At 69.1% G+C, this 16821-nt stretch carries 16 protein-coding genes; 2 read left to right on the forward strand and 14 right to left on the reverse strand.

Features of this window, described 5'->3' with window-relative positions; genetic code table 11:
- Positions 1-8: 8 nt before the first annotated feature.
- Together QQA12_RS15765 and QQA12_RS15770 are read right to left on the reverse strand one after the other, a co-directional pair.
- Positions 9-923 (reverse strand): ParB/RepB/Spo0J family partition protein, encoded by a 915-nt coding sequence (locus QQA12_RS15765; protein WP_054668373.1) that lies wholly within the window; start codon positions 921-923, stop codon positions 9-11.
- Entirely contained in the window at positions 923-1720 is a 798-nt protein-coding gene (locus QQA12_RS15770) for a ParA family protein (protein ID WP_054668374.1), read from the reverse strand. The genes QQA12_RS15765 and QQA12_RS15770 overlap by 1 nt, the downstream gene beginning before the upstream one ends.
- Before the next feature lie 626 nt (positions 1721-2346).
- Here QQA12_RS15770 and QQA12_RS15775 point away from each other — a divergent pair.
- Positions 2347-2928, forward strand: a complete 582-nt coding sequence (locus QQA12_RS15775; RefSeq protein ID WP_226049819.1) for a hypothetical protein — start codon at positions 2347-2349, stop codon at positions 2926-2928.
- A gap of 210 nt (positions 2929-3138) precedes the next feature.
- Here the strand turns inward: QQA12_RS15775 and rsmG are convergent, their stop codons facing one another.
- Together rsmG and QQA12_RS15785 are read right to left on the reverse strand one after the other, a co-directional pair.
- The gene (gene rsmG, locus QQA12_RS15780; RefSeq protein ID WP_226049820.1) at positions 3139-3798 is read right to left on the reverse strand and encodes a 16S rRNA (guanine(527)-N(7))-methyltransferase RsmG; all 660 of its coding nucleotides are present in this window, start codon (positions 3796-3798) and stop codon (positions 3139-3141) included.
- 22 nt (positions 3799-3820) lie between these two features.
- Positions 3821-4408 carry a 4'-phosphopantetheinyl transferase superfamily protein gene (locus QQA12_RS15785; protein WP_226049821.1) on the reverse strand — a complete coding sequence of 196 codons (588 nt, stop codon included), beginning with the start codon at positions 4406-4408 and terminating at the stop codon, positions 3821-3823.
- A gap of 96 nt (positions 4409-4504) precedes the next feature.
- Between QQA12_RS15785 and QQA12_RS15790 the strand changes: the two genes are divergently transcribed.
- Entirely contained in the window at positions 4505-4759 is a 255-nt protein-coding gene (locus tag QQA12_RS15790; protein WP_054668379.1) for a GlsB/YeaQ/YmgE family stress response membrane protein, read from the forward strand.
- Positions 4760-4813: 54 nt separating this feature from the next.
- On the opposite strand, the gene xth is transcribed toward QQA12_RS15790, so the two are convergent.
- From xth to QQA12_RS15840, 10 genes are all read right to left on the reverse strand, one after another.
- Positions 4814-5587, reverse strand: coding sequence for an exodeoxyribonuclease III (xth, locus tag QQA12_RS15795; RefSeq protein ID WP_226049822.1), 774 nt, complete (start codon positions 5585-5587; stop codon positions 4814-4816).
- 65 nt (positions 5588-5652) lie between these two features.
- Positions 5653-6318, reverse strand: coding sequence for an ATP-binding cassette domain-containing protein (locus tag QQA12_RS15800; protein ID WP_056932372.1), 666 nt, complete (start codon positions 6316-6318; stop codon positions 5653-5655).
- Positions 6308-6994 carry a molybdate ABC transporter permease subunit gene (gene modB / locus QQA12_RS15805; protein ID WP_226049823.1) on the reverse strand — a complete coding sequence of 229 codons (687 nt, stop codon included), beginning with the start codon at positions 6992-6994 and terminating at the stop codon, positions 6308-6310. Before modB ends, QQA12_RS15800 begins: the two co-directional genes overlap by 11 nt.
- Positions 6994-7734 (reverse strand): molybdate ABC transporter substrate-binding protein, encoded by a 741-nt coding sequence (gene modA / locus QQA12_RS15810; RefSeq protein WP_226049824.1) that lies wholly within the window; start codon positions 7732-7734, stop codon positions 6994-6996. The genes modB and modA overlap by 1 nt, the downstream gene beginning before the upstream one ends.
- 114 nt (positions 7735-7848) lie before the next feature.
- Positions 7849-9180 carry a nitrate/nitrite transporter gene (locus QQA12_RS15815; RefSeq protein ID WP_226049825.1) on the reverse strand — a complete coding sequence of 444 codons (1332 nt, stop codon included), beginning with the start codon at positions 9178-9180 and terminating at the stop codon, positions 7849-7851.
- A 25-nt stretch (positions 9181-9205) separates the two neighbouring features.
- Complete coding sequence (locus QQA12_RS15820; RefSeq protein ID WP_226049826.1) at positions 9206-10096, reverse strand: peptidylprolyl isomerase; 891 nt, start codon at positions 10094-10096, stop codon at positions 9206-9208.
- A 3-nt stretch (positions 10097-10099) separates the two neighbouring features.
- Positions 10100-10807 carry a respiratory nitrate reductase subunit gamma gene (narI, locus tag QQA12_RS15825; RefSeq protein WP_054668390.1) on the reverse strand — a complete coding sequence of 236 codons (708 nt, stop codon included), beginning with the start codon at positions 10805-10807 and terminating at the stop codon, positions 10100-10102.
- Positions 10804-11484, reverse strand: coding sequence for a nitrate reductase molybdenum cofactor assembly chaperone (gene narJ, locus QQA12_RS15830; RefSeq protein WP_226049827.1), 681 nt, complete (start codon positions 11482-11484; stop codon positions 10804-10806). Before narJ ends, narI begins: the two co-directional genes overlap by 4 nt.
- Positions 11481-13025: a nitrate reductase subunit beta gene (gene narH / locus QQA12_RS15835; protein ID WP_226049828.1), complete on the reverse strand. Its 1545-nt coding sequence runs from the start codon at positions 13023-13025 to the stop codon at positions 11481-11483. The genes narJ and narH overlap by 4 nt, the downstream gene beginning before the upstream one ends.
- Complete coding sequence (locus tag QQA12_RS15840) at positions 13025-16768, reverse strand: nitrate reductase subunit alpha (protein ID WP_226049829.1); 3744 nt, start codon at positions 16766-16768, stop codon at positions 13025-13027. Before QQA12_RS15840 ends, narH begins: the two co-directional genes overlap by 1 nt.
- Between the last annotated feature and the right edge of the window lie 53 nt (positions 16769-16821).

The raw sequence follows: 16821 nt of genomic DNA on the forward strand, positions 1-16821 counted from the left end.
ACGGGACGTCAGCCGTGCTGACGGGTACGCAGCCTTTCCAGCACGCCGTCGAGCGTGTCCAGGTCGGTGTAGTGGATGACCAGCTTGCCCTTGCCGCCGCGGCCGTGGTTGATGGCGACCTTGGTGCCCAGCGATTCGGACAGCTCGGTCTCCAGCGAGGCGATGTCGGCCTGCGGCGCGCTCGGCGCCGGCCTGGCCTTGCGCGCGCCCGGCACCTTGCCGGCGGCGAACTGCTGGGCGCGGTGTTCGACCTCGCGCACCGACCAGCCTTCGTCGGCGGCGTCCTGCGCCAGCTTGGTCGCCAGCTCCGGCGCCAGCGTCAGCAGCGCGCGGGCATGGCCCATCTCCAGGCGGCGGCTCTCCAGCAGCACGCGCACGCCGGCGGGCAGGTCGATCAGGCGCAGCAGGTTGGATACCGAGGCGCGCGAGCGGCCCACCGCCTGCGCGGCTTCGGCGTGGGTCAGCGAGAACTCGGAGATCAGCCGCTGCAGCGCCTCGGCCTCTTCCAGCGGGTTGAGGTCCTCGCGCTGGATGTTCTCGATCAGCGCCATGGCGATGACGGTGCGGTCTTCCAGCTCGCGCACCACCACCGGCACTTCGTCCAGCCCGGCCAGGCGCGAGGCGCGCCAGCGGCGTTCGCCGGCGACGATCTCGTACCTGCCGCCCTCGACCTGGCGCACCAGGATCGGCTGGATCACGCCCTGGGCCTTGATCGACTCGGACAGCTCGGACAGCTTGGCCTCGTCCATTTCGCGGCGCGGCTGGTACTTGCCCGGCTGCAGCAGGTCGATCTGCAGCTTGCGCAGCACCTCGCCCGGCTGCGGTTCGGCCACCGCCGCCACCGATACCGGCGTCACCGCGCCCTTGGGGCCCAGCAGCGCGTCAAGGCCACGGCCCAGGCCGCGTTTCTTTGCAGCACTCATCAGACAGCCTCCATGGCCCTGACGGCCCTGTTGCGTTCATCGGTGCGGCGGATGAGCTCGCCCGCCAGACCGAGGTAGGCCACGCCGCCGCGCGAGGTGCGGTCGTAGCCGACGATGCTCTGGCCATGGCTCGGCGCCTCGGCCAGGCGCACGTTGCGCGGCACGATGGTGCGGAACACGCGGTCGCCGAAATGCTCGGTCAGCTCGGCCGACACCGCGTTGGCCAGGTTGTTGCGCACGTCGAACATGGTGCGCAGCACGCCTTCGATCTCCAGCGCCGGGTTGAGGTTGGCGCGCAGCGCCTCGATGGTCTCCACCAGCGCGCTCAGGCCTTCCAGCGCGTAGTACTCGCACTGCATCGGCACCAGCACCGAGTCGGCGGCGGCCAGCGCGTTGAGGGTCAGCAGCGACAGTGCCGGCGGGCAATCGATCAGGATGAAGTCGTACTCGCCGCGGATCGGCGCCAGCGCACGCTTGAGGCGCTGCTCGCGGCCTTCCTGCTCCATCAGCTGGATCTCGGCCGCGGTCAGGTCGATGTTGCCCGGCAGCAGGTCGTAGCCCTCCGGCGCCTTCACCCGGATGTCGGCCGCGGCGCTCTCGCCCAGCAGCAGGTCGCAGGTGGATGCCGCGACCTCGCGCTTGTCCACGCCGCTGCCCATGGTCGCGTTGCCCTGCGAATCCAGGTCGACCAGCAGCACGCGCCGGGGCGCTGCGGCAAGGGCGGCGGCCAGGTTCACGGCGGTGGTGGTCTTGCCGACGCCGCCTTTCTGGTTGGCGATGGCGATGATGCGAGCCATGCGGATGGGCCTCATGGGCTGGAAGGTTGGGACTGGCCATTATGCGGGCTGGGGGCCGGATCGGGGAAATCCGGGCCCGCGACCAGACTATTGCGCCCCGGGAACCCTGCGGCCGGACACGGTGGGCCGGGGGCGGCGGACTCGGCAGATTCCAGCATTGCCAGACGACCAACGGCGTCTTCGTCCTTGCGGAGACCGCATGGTCCGGCAGCTCGTGGGTGGCGCAGGTGCCGGGGAAATCACCCACGGCACCTCGGCAAGGCCTGCCCGTGCTCACGAACCGTGACGAATGGTGTCGCCCCGATGCAACCGACGTATCGGTCCTGCCCGCCAGGCTTGCAGGGGGATTCTGCAGCACCCGCGACCCGCTGGAATCCAGGTGAACCCCATCGCTTCAACGGTATGATCTGGTGAGCCCGCGCGGGCAACGGCCTGAAGCGGCCGCGCAGGGGAAACCAAATCAATGAATTCCTTGAGCGTCAAGGCATGCCCAACCCGGCCGCGGCAGGCCACAAGCCCTGGCCGGCGTGGGCAACCTGCCGGGGCCAATGCGGGAATGATGTGCCTCCCCGGGCGACGAGTACCTGTCCGGGAATCCGACCAGGCTAAGGTTATGGAGGTGGCGAATGATCCCCCGGGCGGTGGCGGTCTCTTTGTTCTTCTGGCTTTGCGGCCAACCAATCGTGGCCGGTGCGTACCCCTGCCGGGAAATCGTGGAAACGGACGGCAGCTATGAAGCCTCGCCAATCCTGACGATCGTCGGCAAAAGGGCCCGGGCGACTGGCGCTTCCTGGGCAGCCATCCTGGAAGGCAATGCTGACCAGGTACGCGACAATTACGAGGCCATTTCAAAGATCGCCGTCGCTTACGATGACGCCGAGCTGGTGGAGCGTATCTCTGATGGAGTTCTGTTTGATGTTTCCACAGAGCAGAAATTTGCTGTCCTGGCAGCTGCGGCCCTGTGCAACAGCCCACGGTCAGCAAAGGCCATTTTGAAGCTTGGCGTACCCCCTGGTTATCACACCCCGGGCCATACGGATGCCATGGCCACCGCCATTCTTGAAGGCAGCTCTGATGTCATAGGTGTACTCCTGGCCAACGGCTATGCCAATTGCACTCAGGCCATCGCATATCGCTCGAAATCGGCCGAACTTGCCAGGGTCAGGGGCATGAACGGATTGCATGAGGAGCTCTCGGCCTGCCCTTAGCTGACCGGCACCATGGGAACCTGTCGGCGCGCGGACGGAGCCTGTTCCTGACTATCCGCTCGTGGAGACCGGGTTCTCCGCCACATTGAGCTGCAGGCAGGCCGGGCGCCAGCCCTTACCGGGACTGATATCTGCCGATTCAGCAGCCGCCGCCCCCAGCGCGGCTCGAGACGGACGGAGGCGCGGATACCTGAGCGCGTCAAGGGTGGTCTAAACGCCTTCCTGCCCGGTGCTCCCGCGGCTGCACACCACCAGGTGGCGCTCGCCGACCAGCCCCGGCACCGGCAGCGGGCGCACGTCGAGCACGTGCCAGTCGGCCGGCAGCGCGGCGATTTCCTCGTGCGGGTATACGCCCTTCATCGCCAGCAGGTGGCCGCCGGGGCGCAGCAGGTGGCCGCCGACCGCGACGATGCCGGCCAGGGTGTCCATGGCGCGGGCCGTCAGGTTGTCGTAGGCGCCCGGCTCGTCCAGCGCCTCGGCGCGGGATTCGGCGACGCGGGCGTTGCCCAGACCGAGCTGGCGCACCGCCTCGCGCAGGAAACGCGCCTTCTTGCCGTTGCTCTCCACCAGCGTCACCTGCAGTTGCGGGCGGGCGATGGCCAGCGGGATGCCGGGCAGCCCGGGGCCGGTGCCGAGGTCGGCCAGGGTGCCGGATTCGACGTGCGGCACCATGGCCAGCGAATCGAGCAGGTGGCGGGTGACCATCTCGTGCGGGTCGCGGATGGCGGTGAGGTTGTAGGTGCGGTTCCAGCGCACCAGCAGCGCCAGGTAGGCCAGCAGCGGCGGCGCCAGCGCGGCGTCCAGGCCCATGGCCTGCAGGCCAGCCTGCAGTTCGTCGGCCACGCCGGGCGGGAGGGAGGTGTCGTTCATCGGCGGATTATCGCAGAGCGGTTCAGAACGGGTACCAGGCCAGCGCGGCGCGGAAGTCCGGCGTGGCCTGCCATTCGTGCAGGTGCCAGCGCGCGGCCTCGCCGAGCCCGGGGTCGCACCAGGCCAGGTGCAGGGCATCGTCCGCGCCGGGAGCGAAGCACAACCGGTGCAGGCCGAAGGACAGGCCATGGCCGTGCGCCTTGAGCAGGGCTTCCTTGGCGCACCACACGCGGAAGAACCAGTGCTCGCGGCTGGCATCGTCCAGGCTGTCCAGCCAGGCGATCTCGTCGGGATGGAAGAAGCGCGCGATCACCTGCCGCATCTGCCGGCGCGGGCGCTGCTGTTCCAGGTCCACGCCGAGCCGGGCGTGTTCGCCCAGCGCCACCAGCAGGTGGCCGCCGCTGTGGCTCCAGCCGGTGCCGTAGTGGGCCAGCTCGCCGATCAGCCAGGGCCGCCCGCGCTCGTCGCGGGTCAGCGGCAGCGACTGCGGCGTGCCGCCGAGCTCTGCCGCCAGCAGTTCGCGCGCCTGCGGCTCGCCACGCGCGCCGGGCTGGTGCGGCAGGTGCCACACCCTCACCTGCCCGAACCGCCACGCCTGCAGCGGCTGCATCAACGCCCACCCCCGGTCCACAGGCGCTTCACGCCCGATCGTCTTGACTGCACCGGTCGCACCGCTCCGGGTGCACGCACGAAAGGAGACATCGGCATGGGCATCATCATCTGGTTGATCGTGGGCGGCGTTGTCGGCTGGCTGGCCAGCCTCATCATGCGCCGCGACGCGCAGCAGGGCATCATCCTGAACATCGTGGTGGGCATCATCGGCGCGATGATCGCCGGCTTCCTGTTCAGCGGCGGCAGCATCAACGGCGCCATCACCCTGCGCTCGTTCCTGCTGTCGCTGCTCGGCGCAGTGATCCTGCTGGCCATCGTCAACCTGTTCACGCGCAAGAGCGTCCGCTGAGCGGCGGAGCCGCGCCTGGCGAAGCCCGGCCGGCGACGGCCGGGCTTCGTCGTCTCAATCCTTCGCCAGCTGCACCCATGCCGGGGCATGGTCGCTGGGACGGTCCCAGGTACGCGGTTCGCGGTCGATGCCGGCGGCCACCGCCGTCGGCCGCAGCGCCTCGGACACCAGGGTCAGGTCGATGCGCAGGCCCAGGTCGCGGCGGAACCCGGCGGCACGGTAATCCCACCAGCTGAACACCCCGGCCGCGTCGCTGTGCAGGCGGAAGCCGTCGTGCAGGCCCAGCTGCAGCAGCTTGTTCAGCGCGCCGCGCTCGGCGGTGGACGTGAGGATATGGTCGCCGTTCCACACCGCCGGGTCGTGCACGTCGCGGTCGTCCGGGGCGATGTTGAAGTCGCCCAGCACCACCAGCCGCGGGTGCCTGGACAGCTCGGCGGCAACCCAGTCATGCACCGCCTCCAGCCAGCGCAGCTTGTAGGCGTACTTGTCGGTGCCCACGTCCTGGCCATTGACCACGTACAGGTTGATCACGCGCACGCCATTGATGGTGCCGGCGATCGCCCGCTTCTGCTCGTCGTCGAAACCGGGGATGCCGATCTGCACGTCCTCGATCGGGTCGCGCGCCAGCAGCGCCACGCCGTTGTAGGTCTTCTGCCCGGCGAACACGTTGCGGTAGCCCAGCTCCAGCAGGCGCGTATCCGGGAACTTGTGGTCCTCCAGCTTGGTTTCCTGGATGCCGACCACGTCCGGGGCGAAGCCGGCCAGCCACTGTTCCAGGTGCGGCAGGCGGACATTGAGCGAGTTGACGTTCCACGAGGCGATTTTCATGGCGCGATTCTACCCGCTCGGTCCGCTGCCTTCCGTCATCGCCGAAAGCAGCGTGCGCCGCCGGCTCACGCCTGCATGCGGCCATCGGCCATGTGCACGACCTGCTGGCCGAACAGCGCCACGTCCTCGGGATCATGGCTGATCAGCAGCAGCGGGATGCCGGTCTCCTCGAGCACGCCTTCCAGCTCGCGCCGCAGGTGCGCGCGCAGGGCGTGGTCGAGGGCGGCGAACGGCTCGTCGAGCAGCAGCGCCTGCGGCCGGGTGACCAGCGCGCGGGCCAGCGCGGTGCGCTGGCGCTGGCCACCGGAGATCTGCGCGGGCAGCAGGTCGCCGATGGTGTCGATGCCGAATGCCTGCAGCCAGTGCTCCACCGCGGCGATGCGGCAGCCGCGCGGCGGATTGCGCCAGCCCCGGCGCAGGCCGAAGGCGACGTTCTGGCGCACGCTCAGATGCGGGAACAGCGCATAGTCCTGGAACACGTAGCCGATCCGGCGCTGCTGCGGGGACAGGTGGATGCCGGCGGCGGCGTCGAACAGCGGCTGGCCGTGCATGCGGATGCTGCCGGCGTCCGGCCGCAGCAGGCCGGCCACGGCCTTCAGGGTCAGGCTCTTGCCCGCGCCCGACGGGCCGAACAGCACCACCCGCGGTTGCCGGCAACGCAGCGCGGCCTGCAGCCGGAAGCGCTGCCCGGCGGCCTGCAGCTGGCAGTGGATGTCCAGTTCAAGCCACATCGCGCGCATCGCCGGAAGGGCGGCCGACCAGCCGGGCGGCGACCAGCAGCACGCCGATGCAGACCGCCGAGGACACCAGCACCAGCAGGTTGGCGCGGCCGTCGTTGCCCGCCTGCACCGCTTCGTAGATGGCGATGGACAGGGTCTGGGTACGGCCGGGGATGCTGCCGGCCACCATGATGGTGGCGCCGAACTCGCCCATCGCGCGCGCGAACGCCAGCAGCAGCCCGGCGAGGATGCCGCGCCAGGCCAGCGGCAGGGTGACCCGGAAGAACAACGCCGGCTCGGATACGCCCAGTGTCCGCGCGGCCTGCTCCAGTTGTCCGTCCACGCCTTCGAACGCGGCACGCGCCGGCTTGAACACCAGCGGCAGCGACGCCACCGCCGCGGCGATCACCGCCGCCTGCCAGGTGAACACCAGGTTGATGCCGAAGCTGCGCTGCAGCCATGCGCCCAGCGGCCCGTTGCTGCCGATCAGCACCAGCAGGTAGTAGCCCAGCACGGTCGGCGGCAGGATCATCGGCAGGGTCAACAGCGTGTCCAGCAGTTCGCGGCCGGGAAAGCGGCGCCGCGCCAGCAGCCCGCCCAGCGCGATGCCCAGTACCAGGTTGATCGCGGTCGCGCAGCCGGCCACTTTCAGCGACAGCCACAGCGCACTCCAGTCCAGGTCGAGCATCAAGGGCTTCCGAAACCATGCCGGCGCAGGATGGCCTGGCCGGCGGGCGAGCGCACGAAGGCGATGAAGCGCCGCGCTTCGTCGGCGTTGCGGCTGCCCTTGACCATCGCCAGCGGGTAGTGGATGCCGCCGGGCAACGGCACCTCGAACGCGCGCCGCACGCGGCCGGGCATGGCCAGCGCATCGGTGGCATAGACGAAGCCGGCATCGACCTCGCCGCGCGCCACGTAGTCCAGCGACTGGCGCACGTTCTGCGCGAGGATCAGCCGGGTCCGCAGCGACGGCCACAGCCCGGCCTGCTGCAGCGCCTGCCGCGCGTAGCGCCCGGCCGGCACGCTGTCGGGGTTGCCGAGCGTCACCCGGGTGACCGCCGGCCCGGCCAGCGCCGCCAGCGAAGCCGGCGGGGAGGCAGCGCGCGGCGGCACCACCACCCACAGCGCGTTGCTGGCGAACACCTGCCGGGTCGACGGGTCCACCAGCCCGCGGCGGGCGGCCTGGTCCATCGTCGCCTGGTCGGCGAAGGCCAGCACGTCCACCGGCGCGCCGCGCGCGACCTGCTGCAGCAGCACCCCGGACGCGGCGAAGTTCAAATCGACCCGGGCGTCCGGATGGCGCACGGCGTAGGCGCCGGCGATCTCGCGGAAGCCCTCGGTCAGGCTGGACGCCGCCGACACCGTCAGCTCCGCGGCCGTGGCCGGGAGGACATGCAGCAGCAACAGCAGTATCCAGGACTTGTTCATGGCGGGATTCCGGGCGCACGGACCGCGTGGCGGGGAAAGGCGGCGGGACGGCGCACCGTCATGGTAACGCCGGTCCGCCCTGCCCCCGCATCACGCGCTGCGCCGATGCTCGCCTCAGCCGTGCCGCCGGCCGTCGGCCACGGCCGCGTCGATGGCCTCCGGCAGATCGGTTTCGCGGTCGATCTGCGGGAAGTGGCGGCGTTCCATGCGGCGGATCGCGAAGTGCATCCATGCCAGCGCGCTGGACACCAACACGAACAACAGCATGAAGCAGCTGCTCCAGATGCCGATCACGTCGTTCAGCGCACCGAACACGATCGGCAGGATGAAGCCGCCCAGGCCACCGATCATGCCGACCACGCCGCCCACCGCACCCACATGCTGCGGGTAGTAGACGGGGATGTGCTTGTACACCGCCGCCTTGCCGAGCGACATGAAGAAGCCCAGCACGAACACCAGCACGGTGAACAGGGTCACGCCGATGGCCATGTGGAAGGTGATCTCGCCATGCACGCCCTGCACCACGTAGCGGGTGTCCGGATAGGCGAGGATGAAAGTGCACACGGCCGACACGCCCAGCGTCCAGTACATCACCCGGCGCGCGCCGATGCGGTCGGACAGCCAGCCGCCGACCACGCGGAACAGGCTGGCCGGGATCGAATAGCACGCTGCCAGCATGCCCGCGGTGCCCACGTCCATGCCGTAGGCGCCGACCAGGTAGTGCGGCAGCCACAGCGCCAGCGCGACGAAGCCACCGAACACGAAGAAGTAGTACAGCGAGAAGCGCCACACCTGCAGGTTCTTCAGCGGCGCCATCTGTTCGGCGAACGGCATCGGCTTGACGCCGCTGCGGCGGCGCTCTTCCAGCGAGGGGTCTTCCTTGCTGAACAGGTAGAACACGATGGCGGTGACCGCCAGCCCCACCGCCCACAGCTTGGCCACCATCATCCAGCCCGCGGCCACCATCACCATCGGCGCCAGCAGCTTGGTCACCGCCGAGCCGATGTTGCCGGCGCCGAAGATGCCCAGCGCCGTACCCTGCTTCTCCGGCGGGAACCACTTGGACACGTAGGTCACGCCGACCGAGAAGTTGCCGCCGGCGATACCCACGAACAGGGCCGCCAGCAGGAACTGCGGGTACGTCTGCGCATAGGTCAGCAGCCATGTCGCCACCGCGCCGCACAGCATCACCAGGGTCATCACCTTGCGTCCGCCGAACTGGTCGGACCAGATGCCGAGGAACACGCGGATCACCGAGCCGGTCAGTACCGGAGTGGCGATCAGCAGGCCGAACTGGGTGTCGTTCAGGCCCAGCTGCTTGCTTATCTGGATGCCGATGATCGCGAAGATCATCCACACCGCGAAGCACACGGTGAAGGCGAACGTACTCAGCCACAGCGCACGCTGCTGCTGCCCGGCACTGGCGGGAGCGAGGGCCTGGTTCATGGGAGTCCTCCTTGGGGAAATGGGATCAGCCGGCCTCGGCTTCTATCTCCTCGAGGCCACGGACCGGGTAGCGTTCCTGCAACTGCAGCAGGTAGGCCTGGATTTCGCGCTGGCGTACCTGCAGCTCCAGGTAATCGCGGATCTGCCGGTGCACCACCTCGAACGCCTGCGGCTGCCCGGGCGCGCAGGCCTCCACGCGGACCACGTGGTAGCCCCAGCGCGACTCCACCGGGAAGCCGGCCAGGCCCTCGCGCAGGCGGAACACCTGGCGGTCGAACTCCGGCGTGGTCTGGCCGCGCTGCAGCCAGCCCAGGTCGCCGCCATCGCTGGCGGAGGGGCAGCGCGAATGGCGCAGGGCGAAATCGGCGAACAGGTGCGGGTGGTCCTTGAGCTGGGCGAGCAGGCGCTCGGCCTCGCTGCGCGCGGCCAGTCGCCCGGCCACGTCGTCGGCCGGCGCCGCCAGCAGGATGTGGCGCACGTGCACCCGGTCGGGCGCGCGGAAGCGTCCGGGGTTCTGCTCGAAGTAGCGCCGGCACGCGTCCTCGTCCGGCACGCGGTCCTCCACGCCCTGCTCCAGCAGCTGCTGGATCAACGCCTCCTCGTCACTGACCGTGCCGCCGGCCGGCGCCTGCAGGCCCAGCCGCCGTGCTTCGCGGCGCAGCAGTTCGCGCACCACCAGCGCGCGCGCGGCATCGGCGCGCGACTGCTCGGGACGCATCGCGCGGTGGTGCTGCATCTCGCGGGCGATGTCCGCTTCGCTGATCGCGGTGTCGTCCACGAACAAGCGGCACGGTGCCGGCTGCCCCAGCGAGCGCGGGCCTTCGGCGTCCGCGTCATGATGGTGGCCGGCCTCGGCCGGTACCGGCTGCGCCGAATCGATCACGGTGATCGGCAGGATCCGCGTCTGCACGTTCATCGTTTACTCCCGCGGCCCGTAGCGCAGCGCGGCCTGGCGGCGGCGCACCACCTGGTAGGGCCGCCACAGGTAGCTGAGCGGAATGCTCCACACGTGCACCAGGCGGGTGAACGGCGCGATCAGGAACAGGGTCAGGCCGAGGAAGATGTGCAGCTTGTAGACCCAGTGCACGCCCTCGATGAAATCGGCCGCGCCGGCACGGAAGGTGACGATGTGCTGCGCCCATTCGGCCAGCAGCACCATCACCCCGCCGTCCAGGTGGCCGGCCGAGATCCGGATGCTGTACAGGCCCAGGCACAGCTGCGCGAACAGCAGCACCAGCACCAGGGTGTCGCCGAAGCTGCCGGTGGCGCGCACCCGCGGGTTGGTCAGCCGGCGCACCAGCAGGATGACGATGCCGACGAAGCACAGCGCGCCGAACAGGCCGCCGACCACCATCGCCAGCAACTGCTTCTGCGAGGAGGTGATGAAGTGCTCGTACACCGCATGCGGGGTGAGCAGGCCGACCAGGTGGCCGCCGAGGATCGCCAGCACGCCGATGTGGAAGCAGTTGCTGCCGATCCGCATGCCCTTGTCCGACAGCAGCTGGCTGGAGCCGGTGCGCCAGGTGTACATGGCCTTGTCGTAGCGCGCCCAGCTGCCGATCAGCAGCACCGCCACGGCGATGTACGGATAGAACTGGAAGGCGAACTGGTGGAGGTAATGGTTCATGGCTGCACCTCTGGATGCGAAGGACGGGCCGGGGAACGCCGGGGCGGCGCGCAATCCTGCGCGGGGGCATCGCTGCCGAAGCGGACCGCTTCCTCTTCCCACAGCCGGTCCATGGCCTCGCGGGTGTCATCGCGCGCTTCCTCGCTCGCGCGCTGGCGCAGCAGCGCCAGGTTGACCTTGCCGTCGCCGGCCTCGACCAGGATCTCCAGCAGCACCGCGTGCGGCAGCTCGCGCTCGGCCGCGCGCGCGGCGAGCATGCCGGCGATGTGGCCGACGTGGTGCAGCCAGTCGCGGGCCTCGGCCTGCGGGCGGTGGGCAAGGAATTCCAGCAGCAGCGGCAGGTAGTCCGGCAGCTCGCGCGCGTCGAGCTCGAAGCCGTTGCGGCGGTACGTGTCCACCAGGTCCACCATCGCCTGGCCGCGGTCACGCGATTCGCCGTGGATATGCTCGAACAGCAGCAGGCTCATCGAGCGGCCGCGATCGAAACTGCCCAGCCAGCGCGCCTGTGCATCGAGCGGATCGTTGTCCAGCAGCGCCTGCACGAAGCCGCGCAGCTGCCGCTGGCGCGCCGGCGCAAGGGCCGGGTCGTCGCACGCGGCCAGCAGCTCCGGCCCGTGCTCCCACAGTTCGTCGCGCGGGTAGTCCAGCAGTACCCCGATCAGCTTGAGCAGGCTCATTCGACCACCTCATGCCGGTGCTGCCGGTTCGGGTGCACCGCGTAGGTGGTGGTCTTGCGCTGCCCGAACAGGTCGGCCGGGCTGTCGCCGTTGCAGCCGTTGCCGAAGGTGAAGCCGCAGCCGCCGCGCTCGCCGAACGCGTCGTTGGCGTACTCGCGGTGGCCGGTGGGGATGACGAAGCGGTCCTCGTAGTTGGCGATGGCCAGGTAGCGGTACATGTCCTCGGCCTGGGCCACGCTCAGCCCCGCCTGCTCGAGCACGCGGGTGTCCTCGATGCCGTCCACGTTCCTGGCCCGGCGCCAGGCGCGCATCGCCATCAGCCGTTCCAGCGCGCGCACCACCGGTGCCTCGTCGCCGGCCGAGAGCAGGTTGGCCAGGTAGCGCACCGGGATGCGCAGCGAGGCCACGTCCGGCAGCTCGCCGCTCATGCCGATGCGACCGCGTTCGGCCGCGTTCTGGATCGGCGACAGCGGCGGCACGTACCAGACCATCGGCAGGGTGCGGTACTCCGGGTGCAGCGGCAGCGCCAGCTTCCAGTCGATCGCCAGCTTGTACACCGGCGACGCCCTGGCCGCGTCCAGCCAGCTGTCCGGAATGCCCTCGGCGCGTGCGGCGGCGATCACCGCCGGGTCCGTGGGATCGAGGAAGATGTCCAGGTGCGCCTGGTACAGGTCCTTCTCGGCCGGCGCCGCGGCCGCCTCGGCGATGCGGTCGGCGTCGTACAGCATCACCCCGAGGTAGCGGATGCGGCCGACGCAGGTTTCCGAGCAGATGGTCGGCTCGCCCATCTCGATGCGCGGGTAGCAGAAGATGCACTTCTCGGACTTGCCGCTCTTCCAGTTGTAGTAGATCTTCTTGTAGGGGCATGCCGACACGCACATGCGCCAGCCACGGCACTTGTCCTGGTCGATCAGGACGATGCCGTCCTCCTCGCGCTTGTAGATCGCGCCCGACGGGCAGGCGGACACGCAGGCCGGGTTCAGGCAGTGCTCGCACAGGCGCGGCAGGTACATCATGAAGGTCTTCTCGAAGGCGCCGTAGATCTCCTTCTGCACCTGGTCGAAGTTGTAGTCGCGGGCACGCTTGCTGAATTCGGTGCCGAGGATCTCCTCCCAGTTCGGGCCCCACTCGATCTTCTGCATGCGCTCGCCGCTGATCAGCGAACGCGGACGCGCGGTCGGCTGGTGCTTGACCTCCGGTGCGTCGTGCAGGTGCTGGTAGTCGAAGTCGAACGGCTCGTAGTAGTCGTCGATCTGCGGCAGGTCGGGGTTGGCGAAGATCTTGGCGAGCATGCGCCAGCGGCCACCGGCGCGCGGCACCAGCTTGCCGGCGCGGGTGCGCACCCAGCCGCCGTTCCACTTGTCCTGGTTCTCCCACTCCTTCGGGTAGCCGATGCCGGGCTTGGTCTCCACGTTGTTGAACCAGGCGTACTCCACGCCCTCGCGCGAGGTCCACACGTTCTTGCAGGTGATCGAGCAGGTATGGCAGCCGATGCACTTGTCCAGGTTCAGCACCATCGCGATCTGTGCGCGCACTTTCATCACACCACCTCCCCGGCGGCGACCGCAGCGGTCTCGCCATCCAGCCAATCGACCTTGTCCATCTTGCGCACGATCACGAACTCGTCGCGGTTGGTGCCGCATGTGCCGTAGTAGTTGAAGCCGTAGGCCAGCTGCGCATAGCCACCGATCATGTGGGTGGGCTTGAGCACCACGCGGGTGACCGAGTTGTGGATGCCGCCGCGGGTGCCGGAGATCTCCGAACCCGGCACGTTGATGATGCGTTCCTGGGCGTGGTACATCATCGCCATGCCCGGCATCACCCGCTGGCTGACCACCGCGCGCGCGGCGATCGCGCCGTTGACGTTGAACAGCTCGATCCAGTCGTTGTCCTCGATGCCGGCGCTGCGCGCGTCGTCCTCGCTGATCCACACGATCGGGCCACCGCGCGACAGCGTCTGCATGATCAGGTTGTCGCTGTAGGTGCTGTGGATGCCCCACTTCTGGTGCGGGGTGATCCAGTTCAGCACGATCTCGCGGTTGCCGTTCGGGCGCTGGTTGAGCAGCGGCTGCACCGTGCGCGTGTCGACCGGCGGCCGGTAGCCCATGAAGGCCTCGCCGAAGTCGATCATCCACTCGTGGTCCTGGTAGAACTGCTGGCGGCCGGTGACGGTGCGCCACGGGATCAGCTCGTGCACGTTGGTGTAGCCGGCGTTGTAGCTGACGTTCTCATCCTCCAGCCCCGACCAGATCGGCGAGGAGATGATCTTGCGCGGCTGCGCCTGGATGTCGCGGAAGCGGATCGCCTCGTGCTCCTTGCCCACCGCCAGGTGGGTGTGCTCGCGACCGGTGAAGCCGCCCAGCGATTCCCACGCCTTCACCGCGACGTGGCCGTTGGTTTCCGGGGCAAGGTGCAGGATCACCTCGGCCGCGTCGATGGCCGAATCGATCGCCGGGCGGCCGTGGCTGACGCCTTCCTCGCGCACGGTGTGGTTGAGCCGGCCGAGGAACTCCACCTCGTGCCGGGTGTCCCAGCTCATGCCCTTGCCGCCGTTGCCGAGCTTGTCCAGCAGCGGGCCCAGCGAGGTGAACTTGCGGTACAGGTTCGGGTAGTCGCGCTCGACTACCGCCATGCCCGGCATGGTCTGGCCGGGGATGGCCTCGCACTGGCCCTTCTTCCAGTCGGCCACGCCGAACGGCATGCCCAGTTCGTTCGGGGTGTCGTGCAGGGTCGGCACCAGTACCAGGTCCTTCTCCACGCCAAGCACGCCCGGCGCCATGTCGCTGACCGTGCGCGCCACGCCCTTGAAGATCTCCCAGTCGCTGCGCGACTCCCACGCCGGGTCCACCGCCTTGGAGAGCGGGTGGATGAACGGGTGCATGTCCGAGGTGTTGAGGTCGTCCTTCTCGTACCAGGTGGCAGTGGGCAGCACGATGTCGCTGTACAGCGCCGTGGTGCACATGCGGAAGTCGAGCGTGACCAGCAGGTCGAGCTTGCCCTCGGGCGCTTCGTCGCGCCACTTCACTTCCTGCGGCTTGAGCGCGCCCATCTCGCCCAGGTCCTTGCCCTGCAGGCCGTGACGCGTGCCCAGCAGGTGCCGCAGCATGTACTCGTGGCCCTTGCCGGAGGAGCCCAGCAGGTTGGAGCGCCAGATGAACATCATCCGCGGGTGGTTCTGGCTGGCGTCCGGGTCGGCGAAGGCGAAGTCCAGCGAGCCGTCCTTGAACTTGCCCAGTGCGTAGTCGGCCGGCGCCACCCCGGCCGCCTCGGCCTCGCGCACCAGCTGCAGCGGGTTGCGGTCCAGCTGCGGCGCGCACGGCAGCCAGCCCATGCGCACCGCGCGCAGGTTGAGGTCAGCCAGGCTGCCGGCGTACTTGGAGGCATCGGCCAGCGGCGACAGCAGCTCGTCCACCTGCAGCTTCTCGTAGCGCCACTGCCCGGTGTTGAAGTAGAAGAACGAGGTGCCGTTCATCTGCCGCGGCGGACGGCTCCAGTCCAGGCCGAAGGCCAGCGGCTGCCAGCCGGTCTGCGGGCGCAGCTTCTCCTGGCCCACGTAGTGCGCCCAGCCGCCACCGGTCTGGCCCACGCAGCCGCACATGACCAGCATGTTGATCAGGCCGCGGTAGTTCATGTCGTTGTGGAACCAGTGGTTCATGCCGGCGCCGACGATGATCATGCTGCGGCCGCGGGTCTTGTCGGCGGTGCGCGCGAACTCGCGGGCGATCTCCACCACCTCCGCGCGCGGCACCCCGGTGATGCGCTCCTGCCAGGCCGGGGTGCCCGGCACGTCGTCGTCGAAGCTCGCCGCCACGTTGCCGCCACCGAAACCGCGGTCCACGCCGTACTGCGCCAGCAGCAGGTCGTAGACCGTGGCCACCAGCGCGTCGCCGCCATCGGCCAGCGCCAGCCGGCGCACCGGGATGTTGCGTTCCAGCACCTCCTCGGCCGGCGCGGCGGTCCAGCCGTCGGTCTCGATGCCGCCGAAGTAGGGGAAGCTGACCGGCTCGATGCCGTCGTTGCCATCGGCCAGGCTCAAGCGCAGGCGGGTGGCGGCGCCGCTGCTGGCCTTTTCCTCGATGTTCCACTTGCCCTTCTCGCCCCAGCGGAAGCCGATCGAGCCGTTGGGCACGACGATCTGGCCGCTCGCCTCGTCATACGCCAGTGTCTTCCATTCCGGGTTGTTGGCCTCGCCCAGCCCGCCCAGTTCGCTGGCGCGCAGGAAGTGGCCCGGCACCAGGCGGCCATCGGCGCGGCGTTCCAGCCGCACCAGCAGCGGCATGTCCGAGTACTGGCGGCAGTAGTCCTGGAAGTACTGCGACGGCGAATCGACATGGAACTCGCGCAGGATCACGTGGCCGAAGGCGAACGCCAGCGCCGCGTCGGTGCCCTGCTTGGGATGCAGCCAGTGGTCGGTGAGCTTGGCCACTTCGGAATAGTCCGGGGTGATCGCCACCGTCTTGGTGCCGTTGTAGCGCGCCTCGGTGAAGAAGTGGGCGTCAGGGGTGCGCGTCTGCGGCACGTTCGAGCCCCAGGCGATGATGTAGCGGCTGTTGTACCAGTCGGCCGATTCGGGCACGTCGGTCTGCTCGCCCCATACCTGCGGCGAGGCCGGCGGCAGGTCGCAGTACCAGTCGTAGAACGACAGGCAGGCGCCGCCGAGCAGCGACAGGTAGCGCGCGCCGGCGGCGTAGGACACCATCGACATCGCCGGAATCGGCGAGAAGCCGACCACGCGGTCCGGGCCGTACTGCTTGACCGTGTACAGGTTGGAGGCGGCGATGATCTCGTTGGCCTCCTCCCAGCGCAGGCGCACGAAGCCGCCCATGCCGCGGCGGCTTTTGTACGCGCGCGCCTTTTCCTTGTCCTCGACGATGCTGGCCCATGCCTCCACCGGCGGCAGCGTCTTGCGCGCCTGCCGCCACAGGCGCAGCAGCGTGCCACGCACCAGCGGGTACTTCAGCCGGTTGGCGCTGTACAGGTACCAGGAATAGCTGGCCCCGCGCGGGCAGCCGCGCGGCTCGTGGTTGGGCAGGTCCGGGCGCGTGCGCGGGTAGTCAGTCTGCTGGGTTTCCCAGGTCACCAGTCCGTTCTTGACGTAGATCTTCCAGCTGCACGAGCCGGTGCAGTTCACGCCATGGGTGGAGCGCACGATCTTGTCGTACTGCCAGCGGGCGCGGTAGCTGTTCTCCCAGTCGCGGCCTTCGCTCTTGCTGAAGCCGTGTCCATCGGCAAAGGGTTGCGGGTCGCGCTTGAAGAACTGCAAGCGATCGAGGAAATAACTCATCGTGGATCTCCCTTTGCGGACATCTGCATCGTGGCTGTGGCGTTCATGGCTGC

It is taken from the genome of Stenotrophomonas sp. 17(2023) (genome assembly GCF_030345315.1).
GTDB lineage: Bacteria > Pseudomonadota > Gammaproteobacteria > Xanthomonadales > Xanthomonadaceae > Stenotrophomonas > Stenotrophomonas acidaminiphila.